The following is a 16,975-nucleotide window of genomic DNA, read 5'->3' as shown; positions in this document are numbered from 1 at the left end:
TATGAAGCCGATTCTGATACGCACTGGAGAGCAGGAGGCTACATGCGCAGAAATGAGATAGAGGATGATTTTTCGAGGATCGCGTTTGAGTTCTTTTATCGGTTCTCTCGATTCGAGTTCTGCCTCAAGGAAAACCGCTACTTGAAGAACAAGAGACCTGGTCTCAGCGCAGAGCCAGGTTGGAAATGTTTTGTCGTAGAGCACGCTGAGGCGTATGAGCTATCGATGGAGGCCGAGGCTTTGCTTGCATCGCCTCCCGACCAGCAGATCGTCTCTGACAATCTGGAACTGGCTTGGCAGCCTATTAGTTTTGAAAAATGTACATCTGATCTTGATAAGGTTGTTAAGTCGGTCAAGACCGTTCGCAACAACTTGTTCCATGGCGGCAAGCATGGTGCTGCTGGCTGGGATGATCCGGTTCGCGCGCGCTTGCTTATTGAAATGAGTACTGCCGTTCTGGCAGTCCTTGCTGTCCTTGGCGGCTTCACGGACGACTACGAACGGTTTTATTAGACAGTGTCTTCTTGCAGCTAGGCAGCGCCCTCTGTCCGCATGGAGGTCGACTCAACCAAGATCTGGTGGTAACAGTTTCGCGCAGTGTTCTTACACGTATCAACTGCCGCAGGCTCCGCGTTAGCAGTCGCTCTTTTCATGCTCATACGCTTCTCGTAAGGAAGAGTCTGTGTGCCAATGTTGAGGTCGTTGAGGATGTGAGTGCACTGTAAGCGGCCGCCCAATTCACTTTGCGTAAGTCAGGCCGGAACCCATTGATGCGGTAGCAATTGCCCGATCTCACTGGCCCGCTGCGTCGGCAGCCGCGTCAGCACATCTTTGAGATAGGTATACGGATCATTCCCATTCCTGCGGTCGGGATACCTTTGTCGATAGCCTGCGCCGGCACCGTCGTCTGGATCAGTGTTTCGCACTGATGGCAGGTTCACTTGCCACGTACGTGTTGCTCGACGGTAAATACGCCAGGCGTGTAATCCAGCTTCTCGCTGAAGTCTTCGTCGATGCGTTGGAGTTAGCAGCCACACGCGCACTGGGTGTTTTCGGGTTCGTGACGAATCACAGTGCGTGGAAATTGCGACGGCAAGGGCGCGCGTTTTGGGGATTGCAGTGATTCGGCCTGCGACGCAGTTGGAAGGAGCTGTATTAGCTCGGCCTCGATCGCTTCAAGGTCTGTGTCGAGCAGGTCATCCAGCAAGCTGCTTTGCACCGGGCTACTCTCCAGCTCAACGGACCAATATCGCATTGGAATGATCGATGATGGGAACCGACTCTAGATTTCGCCGTGCTCCTAACCACTCCCGCATGCGCTCAGTATCGAAAATCTGTCCCTCTTCCATCATCACTCGGATGAGAGCTTGGGACATTCGATAACGCCCGCATTGGGAGCAACGGCGTTCCTCCCATCCACGGGGGCACTCGCTGGACTCAGCCTGCGTCGCACATATCAAACAATTCATAGATAACTACGGTTTCCTTGAGTCGGCGCAGGTCGTGGCCGCCACGGCCTGCGCATTGGCCGTGTACATCGACGGCCGCGGCAAATGAACTATATCGTCCGCCGGACGCCTCGACGCGTAATTATTGCCCCGAATAGACCGTGTACTACTCCGGAAAGCTGTTCGTGATCGGTGCGTAAATCACACCTGTTTTCAGAAAACTGTGCGAGATACCGCCGTAAATCGTGTTGTCGCCGAGAAAGTACGGATTCTCCGATGAGTTGCGAGAGCAGGTGTTCATACCCAATCTTCAGATTTCGACATGATAGTCGTTCAGATTGCATTATGTGTTCCGGGCTTAGAGTTGATCATCCGTCAATGCTAATGTGCTGGCAGCGCCATGAACTACGATGTCTCGTAGCGTGGAGGCCCCTACCAGAATGTGCGTCGCGTAGTGAGTGGCCGTAATGATCTTGGCCTGGAGAAAGTCCGTGTCGCTCGGGGTGCATGACAATTGTGTCGTGGCGGCCTCGGCCATGCGCGCCGAAAGCCAGCCGCCGATTACTGTGCCCACCAGCCGTAGGAACGGAACGGCACCTGCAGCACAGTTCTGCGACTGCGTTTCACTGTTAATGAGCAGCCAGTCGACGCTTTCCTCGAGGGCCATGGCCGCCCTCATCAGGGCGTGACCGATTGGCGACAACTCAGGGTCGTGCGCATCCATTAGCCGGCGAGCATCGCTGTCTATACGGGTCAACAACGCTTTTATCGTGCGTCCACCCTCTCGTGCGATCTTGCGGCCAATCAGGTCATTGGCCTGGATGCCAGTGGTGCCTTCGTAAATTGTTGTGATGCGAGCATCGCGGAAGTACTGCGCGGCACCGGTTTCCTCTACGTAACCCATGCCTCCATGTATCTGCACGCCGTCGGAAGTGATGCCCTCTGCGTTGTCAGTACACCAACCTTTGACTACCGGTGTCAGTAGGCCGACTAGGTCCTGTGCCTGCGTGCGCTCTTGCGCGTCGGGGTGGCCGGCTGCTCGATCCATCTGGCCGGCGCAGAAGTAAGCCACTGCGCGCATGGCCTCGGTGCGTGCCTTCATGTCCATCAGCATACGCCGCACGTCGGCGTGGCCGGCGATGGTACTGCTACCGGCCAGCGTCGGTTTTCCCTGCACGCGCTGGAGCGCATAACTGCGCGCATGCTGGTAGGCTCGCTCGGAAACACCTACGCCCTCCAGTCCGACGTTTAGGCGCGCGTGATTCATCATAGTGAACATGCAGGCCAGCCCCTGGTGAGGCTCGCCGACGAGATAGCCTATAGCACCTCCGCCGTCGCCAAAGCTCATGGACGCTGTGGGGCTGCCATGGATGCCTAGTTTGTGCTCAATGGACGTGCAGATTAAGTCATTGCGTTCACCAAGAGAGCCGTCGGCATTGATCAGGAATTTGGGGCATAGGAACAACGAGATGCCCTTCACGCCCGGCGGCGCATCGGGCAGGCGAGCGAGCACCAGGTGAACGATGTTCTCGGCCATGTCGTGCTCACCCCAGGTGATGAAGATCTTGTTGCCGACGATACGATAGTGATCGCCCTCGGGTACGGCGCGGCCGCGCAGTGCCGCGAGATCTGACCCGGCCTGCGGCTCGGTAAGATTCATGGTCCCGGTCCAGCGGCCGGCGACCATAGGTTCGAGAAAGCGCTGCTTGAGCGCATTGCTGCCGTGATGAGCGATCGCCTCCACGGCACCGAGTGTGAGCATCTGGCACAGACTGAAAGCCAAGTTGGACGATTTCCACATTTCCAGCACGGCGGTAGACACCAGCGTCGGCAGGCCGTGTCCACCCCATTCGAGGGAGGCCGGCATGCCGATCCAACCGTTCTCGCAAAAGCTGGACCAGGCCTCGCGGAAGCCCTCGGCGGATGTGACTTCGCCATCGTGCCAGCGCGCGCCCTGTATGTCTCCCGAACGATTCAACGGATCCAGTATGCCGGCAGCGTAGTTGGCAGCCTCCTGCAGGATTGCCTCGACCAATTCAGGCGTAGTCTCCTCGTTGCCAGGCTGGGCACAGATCGCCTTTAAGTTTCCAACTACCTTCATCGTGAACAGCATGTCACGCAAGGGTGCAGTGTAGACAGACATAGTGAACTCCCGTTGTAATGGCGATTAGGCGTCTAGCAGAGTCAGTCGAGGTCGGTGCTACTTCAGCACTATCGACGCTGAGCGGTTATGGATGAGAAGGGGGAGGCCGATCGCACTAATGTGGATGCATGATCCACCATGCGTCTCAGAATCCGCAGAAGCGTGTGAAGTTTTTGACTGGCTCACGCTCGGTGCGCATGCTGTTTTCTGCAGCCGCTGGGTCGGCATAGCCCAGTGCCATGCCACACAGCACCATGTGTTGGTCTGGGATTGCCAAAATTTCGCCCAAAATACGTGGGTAGAGGGCCCATGCCATCTGTGCGCAGGTGTCGAGCCCTCGAGCGCGGGCAGCCAACATGATGTTCTGCAAGAACATGCCGTAATCCACCCAACTGCTCAAGGCCATACGCCGGTCCAAAATAAATATCAAACCTACCGGTGCATCGAAAAAGGTAAAGTTGCGCGTATGTTGGGCGCGCATTGCAGCCGTGTTTCCCTTAGAAATTCCGACAGCAGCATAAAGCGCAAGACCGCACCGGCGCCGCCTAGTCAGGTAGGGTTCCACGAACTCGGCCGGATAGATATCGTATTCGGACTGATGCTCTCCTTGTTCATGGTTGAAGGCCTCCACCACACGGTCACACAAGCGTTTCCTGACCTCACCTGCTACAGCGATAACCTGCCAAGGCTGGGTATTGGTGCCGCTGGGCGCGCTGGCTGCCGTCGACAGAATGTCAGCCACCATTTCCTGGGACACAGCGGTCGGCAGAAAGGCCCGAACCGAACGACGTCCGCGCATTACCACTTCAATCGGTATGTCGCTCGTAGGCGCGTTATTGCCAGACATAACATACTTTCCTGGTAGCTAAGTTATACGGCGAGTGCTCCGGATAGTTTCGCGGTACCGAGGACAGGTGGTGCGAAAGCGTAAGTACCGAATACCCATGGGTGACAAGAGGCACGCGATCTCGCTCACTTTGTACGAGAGGGATGCACCGGCGACGATCAGCAGATCTGGATTGCGGAGAACACGTCGTAGCCGGGGTCAACTTGGCAACTGAACCTTGAAGTGACTCCCGCTGACGTCTCGGCGCTGACTTGCTCATTCTCGCTTACGATCGTTTCTTGGATGTGCTGCCGAGGAGTATTCTGGGCACTCAGTCCGGACGCGTCTTGCCCGCTAGCGCATGGTGAGTTGATTTTGTGTGCGCAGGGGCAAGCGAATCTGCCCTGCCAACCGGCACGGATGCTTATTTGGGTAGCGCTGTGCAGAGGGCATCTCAATTCGGAGTCATTTAGTGTAGGCTTGGGTTCTGTGCCAACAATAAAAGTTGCTTGCATCGATCATGTTAAAACCTGTCGACACTGTTCCTGTCTTCGCCGTGCATGGTCTGCTTGATGGTGCGCGCGAAAAAAGACTAGCCACTGAGTCTTGGCTGTGTGGCGTTCTGGCGCAGGCCCGTATCGCCGAATCGCTTCTGCATCTGGGCCAGTCGCGTGTGACCGTCGAGCAGTACATCGCGCTATTTAGCGCCGTGAAGGAAAGCCTAAATGATGAATGTCTGGGCTATCTACGTGGTCGGCCGTTGCGTAGTGGCAGTTTCGCGTTGATAGCTCGTTCAACGCTCGGGGCAAAGACAGTTGCGGCCGCCCTTGAGCGCGTCAGCGAGTCCTTCGCCCTCTTGCAGGATGATATTGATCTTGTTCCGGTTTCCGATGACTCGCTTAGTGGAGCAGCTCTTTGTGCGCGTGACGTCTCAGTTGAGCACTCCGATTTCCTGCATGGACTGCTGTTGCGGGTTTTCTGGCGCCTGCTTGTATGGTTGCACGGCGGTCGCCTGGTGCCTAAGAGATTCGATTTTGCCTTTCAACCACCTCCACATGCCTCAGATTACTCCCGAATCTTTACTGGTACTTTGAGGTTCGGGCAGGAGAGGTCGGCGGTCTGGTTTGAAACCACGGCATTTGCGCAGCCGATGCGCCGTGACACCGTCGCACTCCAAACATTTCTGCGCGCCACGCCAAGTAATCTAGTCGGACCACATTTAAATGAGCGAACATCCAGCGCGCGCGTGCGAATGCTATTGCAGCATGCGTGTCCTGCGTGGCCTGATCTGGCTGATGCTGCGCAGCGGTTGCATGTATCAGTCAGTGCATTACAGCGGCATCTGGCTGTGGAGGGGAAATCGTTTCAAATGTTAAAAGACGAGTTGCGGCGCGACATGGCGATTGTTCGATTGACCAGCACTGATGCCACGCTGAGCGCCATCGCTGTCGAGTTGGGGTTCGCTGACAGTACCGCATTTCAGCGGGCCTTCAAATCGTGGACTGGTTGCGCACCTGGTGTTTATCGATCACTTACGAGGCAGTATTAGTTCTGTATCGACGTAGTTTCAGAAAGGCATATAGCTGCTGCTAATTTGGCAAGGGCGATGCTTTCCAGGTAATTAGAAACCCACTAAAGTCTTCAAAGCGATGAACACAGGTGAGGGCCGTCGACAGGGATGCATGTCCCCGTCAATCATGATCCGGCCTCGGGTGTGAGTAATAGAAAAAGTCCGTTGAAGTCCTCTGGATTAGCCAGGCGGCGCATTGGGATACGCTTAATGAGTGCCTTGCCATAGTCAGTGTATTACATGGTATTAGTAATGTCTGTGTCAGTGTGGCCAGGTTCGATTGCGTTGACTCAGATTAAATACAGTGCCCATTCGAGGGCCAAACTCTTTGTCTTGTGGACGACAGCTGCTTTGGAAGTCGAATATAGCATGTGGCTCGGCATCACACGTTCGCCTAGTGTTGAGGCAATATTAATGATCGAACCTCCTCGCCCAGAGTCTGCCCGGCGTTGAGTTGCGCACGTTGCAACTAGCCGTGCACCGCGTACGTTGATAGCTATCAACGAGTGGAATCGCTCGCTGTAAGTACGAGCGAAAGACTACCGATGGAACCCCCTGCATTGCTTACTACAACTTCAAGGATGGCACCCGAGATGTCCAGCTCGGCGAAAGCTTGGTCGAGGGATTGTTCGGATGTCACATCCATTTCCAGTACGCTGATCTGTGGGGAGCCAGGCCTCTCCAGTTCCTTGGCGAATTCGTCTAACCGATTCTTGCGCCGTGCTCCGATCACCATATTGGCTTTGCAGTCGATAGCCAGCCGGGCGAAGTTCTCGCCCAGACCTGAAGAGGCCCCCGTTACCAACACCTGCTTGCCGGTAAGCATTGCACCAAGATCCATCACCATCTCCGTGCGTTTGCAGTGGAACATCAATGCCCAGTGGTTAGCGTAGGTTCGATAAGTTGGGGCTGCCACCCGCAATGCTTTGTCGAAAGAGGTAATTTGTCAGTTGATCGAGACGATCCGTCATTGCCGCACTAGACACCGTTTCCTACGATCTTCTACATGCCTGTGGCGCCATCACCGTTGCACCGAACGTAAGCGTTACGTGCAGACGACCGGGGCTGATAGGCAACTGCGCCTGGAAGAAAATTCTGGAGGCAACAAGTGCAAAAACAGTCACTCACGGAATTGCCCACTAACCACGTTTCCATCGATGGCAGGAATGATGCGTTGGAGGCAATGGAACATAGTTTTCAAGGCTGCTTCCAGCGTTGGAATCTATCCTCATCGGCGGAGCTTACTGAGTTTCAACGTAAGTTGCGAGCAAATGGGCTCGGAGTAGTCTCCCAGGTGCACATTGTGGTCGATCCCTGCGTTGGCCGGTTTCCACTTGCATATTCGCAATGGGGCGATGAGCTCTACATAGCTCTGCAGTTGCATCTGAGCGGTCGTGTGCGGATGCGGCAATGGGGTGAGCAGATCTGTGCGGGTGATATGTTCGTCTGGCGCTCTGATCGGCGGCAAGACTATGAAGTGTTAGAGCGAGCATGCAGTGTGTCTCTTATGATTCCGTGGCAACTTTTGCGCGAGTATCTGCCGGGGCGCAAGCAGCCGCCTTCAGCTTGTCGTATCGATACCCGTACAGGCGTGGGTTCGTTGCTAAGCCGCCACCTGGTCGGGTTGTCCGAAGAGATCGATGCTGTACCGCCTTCTGCACACTTCACTCTATGCCGCACGGTGATCGGGCTGCTGGACATTGCACTGCCCGAACCGCCGTGCGCTAGCAAACTTACGGCAAAGAATGCTTTGAGGGAGCGAGTGTTGTCCTACATCGCTCAGCATTTGCATGAAGATAACTTGATCCCGACGCGCATCGCTGCGGCACAGGGCATTTCGGTGCGCTACCTTCATGCGCTTTTTGCGCAGAGCGATACCACGGTGGTCGGCCATATCTTGGAAAGCCGATTGTATGCGTGTCGGCAGACACTCGCCGATCCAGCTTGCAAGCACCTGCAGATCTCCGAGATTGCTTTCCGCTGGGGCTTCAACTCCACCAGCCACTTTTGTCGCACGTTCAAACAATTCTTTGGAATGTCGCCGAGCGAGTTACGCCGTAGGGCTGCTGCTTGCTACCCCTATCTACCCGGTAGACGTATCAGGTTTTTCCCTCATGTACAAGAAGACAACTCACAGTGTATTGGCAGGCAGGTCGCGCAGCCCTATGCCAACGAGGGGCCTTGTATGGTCTCAGAACGCAAAGATTCAACTCTTCGCCAGCACTCGCAGTGTTTTGCTGCAACGCAACTCGGGCCCTTGTTTCAGGCCAAGCCCTAATACTCCACCGTACCATTCTTTTGAGGAGCGTTCTCATGCTGCCACAACTACATCGTCATTCCTGGATGGACAGCGATATCGAGACCTTTCGCGAACAGGTGCGCCGCTATATCGCCGCCGAAATGGCTCCCAAACTGCCCGGCTGGCGTGAACAAGGCTATATCCCACGCGAGACCTGGCGTCCCTTCGGTGAAATGGGCTTTCTGCTACCGGAATTGGACGAAGCGTACGGCGGTGCTGGAGCCAGCCTTGCTTATCAACTGGTAGTGCAGGATGAGCTAACTAAGGCTGAAATGCCTAACAACGTCACAGTGCATAGTATCGCGTCACATTACATCATGGACTTCGGTACTGAAGAGCAAAAACAGCGTTGGTTACCCAAACTGAGCAGCGGTGAGATGTTGGCCGGTATCGCGATGACCGAGCCTGGTTGCGGTACCGATCTCAAGGCCATCGCCACACGTGCCCGCCGCGATGGCGATCACTATGTGATCGACGGAGCCAAGACGTTCATCACTAATGGCTTTACTTGCAGTCTTTTAATCGTGGTCGCACGCACCGGCGAGGTGGGTAGTAAGGGACTGTCTCTGATCGTGGTGGAGACCGAGGACTTACCTGGATTCCGCGTAGGCCGATTGCTCGAAAAAATTGGCATGCCAGCCTCGGACACAGCCGAGCTCTTTTTTGGAGACGTGCGCGTGCCGGTTGATCAATTACTTGGTGGTGTCGAAGGGCACGGTTTCAAGCAACTCATGGGCCAATTGCCCTATGAACGTATGTCGATCGCAGTACCAGCTGCAGCCGTCATTGATCGGGCGTTGGAGCTCACCATTGAATACACGAAGGAGCGCAAGATCTTCGGTGCTCCGCTGTTCGATATGCAGGCCACGCGCCATAAACTGGCCGAGCTAGCCACCATCGCTCACGTTGTGCGCACTTTTGTTAACGATTGCATTCAGCGTCTACTGGACGGAACGCTCGACGACGAAGCGGCGTACATGGCCAAGTGGTGGTGCACTGAACAGCAGTGCCGCGTGACCGACGAGTGCCTGCAATTGTTTGGCGGTTACGGCTTCATGGCTGAATACCCAATCGCACGCATGTACGCAGCCTCGCGCGTACAGAAAATCTATGGTGGCGCGAACGAGGTCATGAAAGAACTGATCGCGAGGAAGCTATGAGCGCGCTTCAGCTGCTGCATATGCCGCTTCATGGTATCCAGATAGTTGAGTTTGAGGGCATCGGCCCAGGTCCGCTGGCGGCCAGAATGCTGGCCGACATGGGGGCTGAAGTGATCGTACTTGCCCGAGCCGAGCAGGCGGCTGCGGCGCAGCGGCTGGGTGGAACAGTGGCAAACCCGTTGCACCGCGGAAAGACGATCGAGGTCGTTGACCTGAAGTCGCTCCACGGCAAGGCCCGCGCCCTGGAGTTGATCAGTCAGGCCGATGCACTGATTGAGGGATACCGTCCTGGGGTGATGGAACGGCTGGGGATTGGGCCTGTTGAATGTGCGGCGCGCAATCCTAGGCTCGTGTATGGCCGGATGACAGGTTGGGGACAGGAAGGCCCGCTCGCACAGGCCGCCGGTCACGACCTGAACTACGTAGCGCTAACAGGATTGCTGTCATTGTCGGCGCACAAGGGGCAAGCGCCTATTGTACCGCCCACCGTACTCGGTGACGCAGCCGGCGCTCTGGGCCTCGCCTTCGGCGTCGCCTGCGCCTTGGTGGATGCGCGTGCCTCCGGGCATGGCCGAGTAGTAGATGCAGCGATCGTCGATATTGTGGCTATGTTAGGCACACTGGTGCATTGGATCCGTGCAAATGGACAGATCGATAGCGACCGGCCGAGCCCATTTCACGACTCGCCGTTCTATGACGTGTACTCCTGCTCCGACGGAGGTTACATCAGCCTCGCAGCGGTGGAGCCTGGGTTCCATGCACTGTTGCTGTCGAAGCTGGGTCTATCTGACGTGGATCCTACCGATCAGTACGACATAGCAACGTGGCCATCGCTCAAAGATCGCATCGCGACTCTGATTCGCAGTCAGCCCCAGGCGTATTGGTGTGAACTGCTTGAAGGCAGCGACACCTGCTTTGCTCCCGTGCTCAGCTTGGCCGAAGCAGTGCTACATCCGCACAACGCAGCACGGGGCATTTATCAGTCCTCACCTTCGGGTGCCATCGAAGTTTCTCCGGCCCCACGGTTCCAGGCACTGAACACAACAACAATATAGGAGACGAGAAAGTGATGGATACTGCCCGGCGCACCCAGCCCCTTCGCGGCTGCCCCTCCACCATGGGCGATACGCGTCAGCTCAACACTACGACACTGATCCGGCACGCCGTTCGCACTCACCCTGAGCAAGAGATTGTTTACCGTACACAAGATGGAGGCTGGGCTCGTTACACATATGCCGACTGCTATGTGCGGATCTGCCGCAGCGCCAATGCCCTTCGCGCGCTTGGCGTCAGGGTAGGTGATCGGGTGGGTATCTTGGACTGGAACAGCCGACGGCATTTCGAGCTCTACTGGGCGATTCCTGGTCTGGGCGCGGTGATGCTGCAAATGAACTTGCGACTGGGCAACGAGGATCTGGGGTACGTGGTCGGCCACAGCAACGTGTCCTACGTTTGTGTGGACGAATCACTGTTGCCAGTGGCCGAGTCAATCGCTGCACATTCTCCTCAGATCAAGGGCTGGATCGTCATGACTGACAAGCCGTTAGCCCAGCTTAAGACTTCCCTGACGCCGCTGTTGCATTACGAGGATCTCCTGGCAGCCTCCGATAATACGGTTGACTGGCCCGAAATCGAGGAAAGTTCAGCCTACAGTGCCTGCTACACCACCGGAACAACGGGCAGACCTAAAGGTGTGTATTACTCGCACCGTGGCATCTACCTGCATTCCACGGCCATGGCCACCAATCTTGGCATTACGCTAGACGACTGTACCATGCTCATTACGCCCATGTTTCACGGGCAGTGTTGGGGCTTGCCGCAAGCTGCGGTACTGGTGGCCAACAAGATCGTGTTACCAGGCCGTTACGCCGCCGAGGACACTAGGCCATTGGTGGACGCGATGATTGCTGAAGGCGTAACAGTCGCCAACGGTGCACCGGCCATCTTCCAACCCATGCTGCAGTACATCGAGACTTTGCCGGTCAAGCCAGACTTTAACCGCATGCGCATGCTTTCCGGTGCCAGCGAGCCGCCGCTGTCGATGATGATAGGGTTCCACGAACTCACTGGAGCTGAGGTGGTGCATGCCTATGGCGCCACCGAAACCACGACGCTGGTATCTCTCAACCGCCTCAAGCCCATCCTGAAGAAGCACTTGACGCTGGACGCGCAGTGGAACCTTAAGCGCAAACAGGGCCTGGTCGTTACTGGTGTAGAAATCCGCATCCTAGGCGAGGAAGGCCAGGACCTACCGCATGATGGAAAGTCAGCAGGCGAAATTTGTCTACGTGGCCCCTGGATCACGACGAGCTACCACAACACGCCTGACTCCACTGATCGCTTCTTAGAGGGTGGCTGGTGGCGCTCAGGAGATGTCGGAACGATCGACGAAAACGGTTACCTCAAGCTCTCCGACCGTATCAAGGATGTGATCAAGAGCGGCGGTGAGTGGATCTCCTCCATCGACATGGAAAACCTGCTCATGGGCCACCCGGCCGTGTGCGACGCCGCAGTTGTCGGAATTCCTCATACAAAGTGGCAGGAACGGCCGCTGGCCATGGTGGTATTGAGGCCCCGGCATAACGTGACCACAGAACAACTGCAAGAACACCTCAGCAGTGCCTTCGCCAAATGGCAGTTGCCAGACCAGATCTTGTTCGTCGAGGCCATCCCCAAGACCAGTGTCGGCAAGATTGACAAAAAACGTATACGAGCTGAACAGGCAGATCGCTACGCCCAGTAGCACCGACTTTCTTGGATAGGAAACCAGCATGAATAACCTTGAACCCGTCATCGTAGGTGCGGTCCGCACCCCCGTGGGTAAACGCGGGGGGCGCTTGCATAAATGGCATCCCGTGGACCTATTGGCCGAAACGCTGCGCCAGTTGGTGGAACAATCTGGTATTGACCCATTAGACCTAGACGATGTGATCGTTGGGTGTGTACTTCAATGGGATCAGCAGCACGGCAACTTAGGTCGTCATGCCGTGTTGGCTGCAGGGTTGCCCGAATCTGTTCCTGCGGTGACGGTCGACCGGCAATGCGGGTCTGGCCAGCAAGCGGTGAGTTTTGCAGTGCATGGCATCCAGGCAGGCGCTTACAAATTGGTTATCGGTGCGGGGGTGGAGTCGATGTCGCAAGCTCCCATGCCTCCGTCGTTTAAGCCCGGAGCGCCGCTTGGATTGCAATATAGCCCGCGCGAGCTAGCACGTTACCAGAGTACCCCACTGACTCCGCAAGGCGTGTCATCAGAATTGATGAACAAGCGTTTTGGCCTCACACGCGAGACTCTGGATGCGTTCGCCGTACGCAGTCATCAGCGTGCCCACCAAGCCGCACAAGCCGGCAACTTTAGTGCCCAATTGGTCCGGCTCACCGAGGATCCAAGTGATCCGAATAGCGCGCTGATCAGCGTCGACGAAGGTGTGCGCCCGGATACCAGCCTAGAGAAGATAGCCAAGCTCAAGCCGGTGTTTGCCGATAACGGAGGTACCACAGCGGCCAACGCATCGCAACTTAGCGACGGAGCCTCCGCGCTTATGATTGCCAGTCGCGGCTATGCCGAGCAACACGGGCTGAGGCCGCGAGCGCGCTTCGTTAGTACCGCTGTGGCCGCAGCAGATCCTGTAATCCAGTTCACTGCTGTTCTTGACTCGACTCGTAAGGCCTTAGAGGAAGCTGGGCTGGGTCTCGACGACATCGATCTGTTTGAAGTCAACGAAGCCTTCGGTGGAGTGCCTCTTATGTTCCAGCAGGAATTTGGTATCCCGGACGATCGGCTCAATGTCAACGGCGGTTCGATAGCGATCGGCCACCCGCTGGGTTCCACCGGTGCCCGCATGCTTACTGACTTGCTGTGCGAACTCGAACGCCGAGGCGGACGCTATGCCCTGCAAACTATCTGTGAAGCGTCGGGCACGGCCAATACCACCATCATCGAGCGACTGGAATGAACGAGACCATCATGAGCGAAGTACTTGTCAGCCGTGAAGGTGCCACGGTTATTTTGACCATCAACCGCACAAGCGCAAAGAACAGTTTGAACAGCCTGGTATTTGAAGGCCTCCGTGCACAGTTTGCGCAACTGCGTCACGACGATACTGTGCGAGTAGTCATAGTCACCGGTGCCGAGGGCATGTTTTGCGCTGGAGCCGATATCACGGCGTTCGATGCAATTCGTACCGAATCGTTGTTGGGCGATCGAACTGCGGCGGGTGGCACATTCTGGTCGGAACTAGGCAGTTTCCCAAAACCCGTCATCGCAGCGGTGGAAAGGTTTGCGCTCGGCGGTGGTATGGAACTGGCATTGGCATGCGACATCGTGATCGCTGGCGAGTCAGCTAAGTTCGGTGTGCCGGAAGTCAAGCTGGGCGCCATCCCTGGTGCGGGAGGTACCCAACGCCTGATTCGCACCACAGGTAAATCAAAAGCTATGGCCTTGCTGCTGACTGGCGATTTTGTCGATGCTCGTACGGCGTGTGATGCCGGAATCGTAGCTCAAGTGACAGTGGATGGAGAGGCGTTGTCCACTGCGCGAGCTATGGCCGATCGAATCGCTCTCAACTCGCCGTTGGCTGTGGCTCTCGCAAAAAATGCGGCCTTGACCAGCTTCGAAACACCGCTGGCGCAAGGTTTGGAACATGAGAAACGCAATTTCTTCGTCGCTTTGCGTTCAGCCGACAACCTAGAAGGGCAAGCGTCATTTTTGAGCAAGCGCGCTCCCAAGTTCACTGGCCAGTAACGCATATTTGTTACCAAACGAGGAGGTTATCATGGAACTGAATTCAGACATTTCTGCCGTTGTCACAGGAGGTGCTTCTGGTTTGGGGGCTGCCACAGCAAGGCGTTTGGCCAGGTATGGCGTGAAAGTCGCCATTTTCGATATGAACGAGACAGTAGGCTTGGCGCTGGCAAACGAAATCGGTGGCATTTACTGCAATGTAGATGTGACTTCTGACGAGCAAGTGGACAAGGCATTTACCAAAGCCCGTGCTGCTATCGGACAGGAACGCATTTTGGTTAACTGTGCGGGTACTGCCGATGCTGTTAAAACCGTTAGCCGAGACAAGAAGACTGGTGAAATTCGTCCATGCACTACAGATCGATTTAATCGCATCATTCAAATTAACCTGCTAGGCACTTTCCGTTGTATCACCAAATCGGTCGCCGGCATGATGACGCTTGCGCCGCTGGACGATGGCGACCGCGGTGTCATCATCAACACCGCTTCGGCGGCTGCACAGGACGGTCAAGTCGGCCAGGCCAGTTATGCTGCAAGCAAGGCGGCTGTTGTAGGCATGACTTTGCCGATCGCGCGTGACCTGATGGACGAAGGTATCCGAGTCAATACCGTTATGCCTGGGCTGTTTGGTACGCCACTGATGCAAAGTCTTCCTGACAACGTGCAACAGGCGCTCGCGGCATCTGTGCCATTTCCTAAGCGCTTGGGTGAGCCTGACGAATTCGCGAGGACCGTCGAGTTTCTCGTCAATTGTGGCTACATGAACGCCGAGTCTCTCCGCGTGGACGGCGCCATTCGCATGGCACCACGTTAAGACGCTTATATTTTTAAAGATTTTATTGCAACTAGCAATGCAGAGAAATAGGCAGCGCGTGTCCCGTGCCTCCAGCAGTAAGGCGGCAAATTTGAATTATGGGGCAGCGCTGTATTTAACTCGGCGGAAGGCTGTTTTGTTAGGCATGCGAGGTCGTCAAGCTATCAGGAAAACGCACTGTGCCTGCGGTCTCAGTGGGTTTTAAAAGTAAATGGCATCTGTCCAATGAGTAGATGTCCATATAGATTCCGTTCGTGATTAGTTGAGTCGCAAACAAAACTCTCGCCTGGTGGTGATCGCGCTGCTGGTATGAGGTTAGTGCTCTAAAAACAAGAATAAAAGGGTGATATTGTGAGCGTAGTTAAAGGTCTTTTGTATCCGTTGCCTCTCTTGATTGGTTTTGCTTGCGCGCCCTCTGCACTTGGTGCTTTTCTGAAAGATTCAAAGCTAAATCTTAATCTGCGTAACTTCTATATAAATACGGACTATCGAGAGGGACATGCCGGAACCTCGAAGGCCGAGGAGTGGGGACAGGGTTTTCGATTGTTGTATGAGTCCGGTTATACCGATGGAAAAATTGGAGTTGGTGTGGATGCTCTTGGCTTGTTGGGTGTGAAGCTGGATAGTGGGAAGGGTCGTCATCAGGGTAGTACCACACTTACTTCTGACGGTGACCATGCCGCTGACCAGTGGAGTCGATTTGGGGCGACGCTAAAACTTAAGGCATCAAAAACCGATCTGCGCGTTGGTACGTTGATGCCTAAGTTACCCGTTCTCGTGTTTACCGATACTCGACCTCTTCCACAGACCTACCAAGGGGGCATGGTGACTTTACGCGAGTTAGACGATATTACGCTAACGGCAGGTAAGATCACCCAAGTTACAGGAGTCGCTTCAGCTGATCGTACTGGTATGGCTGTTGCGGGAGGACGGCGACAGAGTAATGACTTCCGTTTCGCAGGGGTCGACTACCGAACACGGGACAATTTTTTGCTCCAGTATTATCAAGCCGCCCTAGAGGATTACTATAGCCAACAGTTTCTGGGTGTTTCCCATATTTGGAAAGTTACCGAAGGGCGAAGCTTGAAGAGTGATCTGCGTTACTTTCGTTCGCGTGGTATCGGAGCCAATGCTGCCGGTGAACCAGGCTATCAGATAGCGGGATATACTCCTGACCACCGTGGTGAGATCGATAACGATACTTGGAGCTTGGCGTTTACCTATGCTGTTGGCGGGCACAGTTTTATGCTGGGGTATCAGAGCGTATCGGATGACAGTGATTTTGTTCACCTTAATCAGGGCAGCCTGAGCGGTGACCTTGGAGCGAGAGGTGCAAGTACATACTTGATCGCCGAGCGGTTGCAGTCATATTTTGGTCGTGCTGGTCAAGACACACAGATCGCCCAGTATAGCTACGATTTTGCAGCGAAGGGTATCCCAGGCTTGAATGTGACTGTTGCTCACCAAGATTCAGAGGGTATTCAGAGTTTCGCTGGTAGCTCACTTCGTGAGCGAGAAACTGACATTATACTTACCTATGCAGTCCGAAGCGGGCCGTTACGGGGCTTAGGTCTGGGCTTGCTTTATGGAGAGCTGAATAGTGAAGTAACTCCAGATCAGAATCAGCTTCGGTTGATGGTGAGCTATAATGTCGAGTTGTTTTGAGTTAGTGCTTTATCGTTTGTGTTTCAAGTGTGGTGAGGTGCGTTGTTTGTTAAGATTTGTCTGGGGTGGTGTCTAGGTGGTAAAGTATCAATAAGTTATCTTGGTTGTAGGGGCGCTAATTTAACATTCAAGGCTAGAGTAGTCAGAGGAATCGCGACGTATTCAGGGTTGTGATGGCCCGCCTATTAAATCTCCTGGAGAGGTTTTGGTGTTGAACTTAAAGTGTTCAGTGCTGTTCACGGTTTGTAGGTCGCGGATAGTGTTGTTTGAGCTTTTGGCTAGAATAAAGAAGCACTAGATTGGCTGTTT

15 protein-coding genes and 1 pseudogene are annotated in these 16,975 nt (G+C 55.1%); 10 read left to right on the top strand and 6 right to left on the bottom strand.

Features of this window, described 5'->3' with window-relative positions; translation table 11 throughout:
• Positions 1–42: 42 nt before the first annotated feature.
• Positions 43–513 carry a hypothetical protein gene (locus APH25_RS06765; protein WP_012315196.1) on the top strand — a complete coding sequence of 157 codons (471 nt, stop codon included), beginning with the start codon at positions 43–45 and terminating at the stop codon, positions 511–513.
• A gap of 239 nt (positions 514–752) precedes the next feature.
• On the opposite strand, the gene APH25_RS26215 is transcribed toward APH25_RS06765, so the two are convergent.
• The 4 genes and pseudogenes from APH25_RS26215 to APH25_RS06750 form a co-directional block, all read right to left on the bottom strand.
• Positions 753–827, bottom strand: coding sequence for a hypothetical protein (locus tag APH25_RS26215; protein WP_225522085.1), 75 nt, complete (start codon positions 825–827; stop codon positions 753–755).
• A gap of 29 nt (positions 828–856) precedes the next feature.
• Positions 857–1,225: pseudogene (locus APH25_RS25860) on the bottom strand (IS66 family transposase zinc-finger binding domain-containing protein); the annotation flags it as partial.
• Positions 1,226–1,806: 581 nt separating this feature from the next.
• Complete coding sequence (locus tag APH25_RS06755; protein WP_012315194.1) at positions 1,807–3,591, bottom strand: acyl-CoA dehydrogenase; 1,785 nt, start codon at positions 3,589–3,591, stop codon at positions 1,807–1,809.
• A gap of 145 nt (positions 3,592–3,736) precedes the next feature.
• On the bottom strand, positions 3,737–4,438 hold the full coding sequence (locus APH25_RS06750) for a nitroreductase (RefSeq protein ID WP_012315193.1): 702 nt from the start codon (positions 4,436–4,438) through the stop codon (positions 3,737–3,739).
• Between the two features lie 499 nt (positions 4,439–4,937).
• On the opposite strand from APH25_RS06750, the gene APH25_RS06745 reads away from it, so the two are divergent.
• Positions 4,938–5,966, top strand: coding sequence for an AraC family transcriptional regulator (locus APH25_RS06745; RefSeq protein ID WP_012315192.1), 1,029 nt, complete (start codon positions 4,938–4,940; stop codon positions 5,964–5,966).
• Between the two features lie 311 nt (positions 5,967–6,277).
• Here the strand turns inward: APH25_RS06745 and APH25_RS25790 are convergent, their stop codons facing one another.
• Both APH25_RS25790 and APH25_RS25785 read right to left on the bottom strand, forming a co-directional pair.
• A complete protein-coding gene (locus APH25_RS25790) occupies positions 6,278–6,490 on the bottom strand; it encodes an SDR family NAD(P)-dependent oxidoreductase (protein ID WP_012315191.1) in 213 nt (70 codons plus the stop codon).
• Positions 6,487–6,828 (bottom strand): SDR family NAD(P)-dependent oxidoreductase, encoded by a 342-nt coding sequence (locus APH25_RS25785; RefSeq protein WP_012315190.1) that lies wholly within the window; start codon positions 6,826–6,828, stop codon positions 6,487–6,489. Before APH25_RS25785 ends, APH25_RS25790 begins: the two co-directional genes overlap by 4 nt.
• A gap of 267 nt (positions 6,829–7,095) precedes the next feature.
• Here APH25_RS25785 and APH25_RS06735 point away from each other — a divergent pair, with 267 nt between their 5' ends.
• From APH25_RS06735 to APH25_RS06700, 8 genes are all read left to right on the top strand, one after another.
• Positions 7,096–8,265, top strand: coding sequence for a helix-turn-helix domain-containing protein (locus APH25_RS06735; RefSeq protein ID WP_012315189.1), 1,170 nt, complete (start codon positions 7,096–7,098; stop codon positions 8,263–8,265).
• A 35-nt stretch (positions 8,266–8,300) separates the two neighbouring features.
• Entirely contained in the window at positions 8,301–9,446 is a 1,146-nt protein-coding gene (locus tag APH25_RS06730) for an acyl-CoA dehydrogenase family protein (protein ID WP_012315188.1), read from the top strand.
• A complete protein-coding gene (locus APH25_RS06725) occupies positions 9,443–10,501 on the top strand; it encodes a CaiB/BaiF CoA-transferase family protein (protein ID WP_012315187.1) in 1,059 nt (352 codons plus the stop codon). The genes APH25_RS06730 and APH25_RS06725 overlap by 4 nt, the downstream gene beginning before the upstream one ends.
• A 14-nt stretch (positions 10,502–10,515) precedes the next feature.
• The gene (locus tag APH25_RS06720) at positions 10,516–12,189 is read left to right on the top strand and encodes a long-chain-fatty-acid--CoA ligase (RefSeq protein ID WP_012315186.1); all 1,674 of its coding nucleotides are present in this window, start codon (positions 10,516–10,518) and stop codon (positions 12,187–12,189) included.
• Positions 12,190–12,217: 28 nt separating this feature from the next.
• Positions 12,218–13,399: a thiolase family protein gene (locus APH25_RS06715; protein WP_012315185.1), complete on the top strand. Its 1,182-nt coding sequence runs from the start codon at positions 12,218–12,220 to the stop codon at positions 13,397–13,399.
• Positions 13,396–14,187, top strand: a complete 792-nt coding sequence (locus tag APH25_RS06710; RefSeq protein ID WP_012315184.1) for an enoyl-CoA hydratase/isomerase family protein — start codon at positions 13,396–13,398, stop codon at positions 14,185–14,187. Before APH25_RS06715 ends, APH25_RS06710 begins: the two co-directional genes overlap by 4 nt.
• Before the next feature lie 31 nt (positions 14,188–14,218).
• Positions 14,219–15,001, top strand: a complete 783-nt coding sequence (locus APH25_RS06705; protein ID WP_012315183.1) for an SDR family NAD(P)-dependent oxidoreductase — start codon at positions 14,219–14,221, stop codon at positions 14,999–15,001.
• Between the two features lie 351 nt (positions 15,002–15,352).
• On the top strand, positions 15,353–16,666 hold the full coding sequence (locus tag APH25_RS06700) for an OprD family outer membrane porin (protein WP_012315182.1): 1,314 nt from the start codon (positions 15,353–15,355) through the stop codon (positions 16,664–16,666).
• Positions 16,667–16,975 lie beyond the last annotated feature (309 nt).

The organism is Pseudomonas sp. NBRC 111119 (genome assembly GCF_001320125.1).
GTDB lineage: Bacteria > Pseudomonadota > Gammaproteobacteria > Pseudomonadales > Pseudomonadaceae > Aquipseudomonas > Aquipseudomonas parafulva.
The sequence above is the reverse complement of the archived record's forward strand: the minus strand, read 5'-3'. Positions and strand labels throughout refer to the sequence as shown.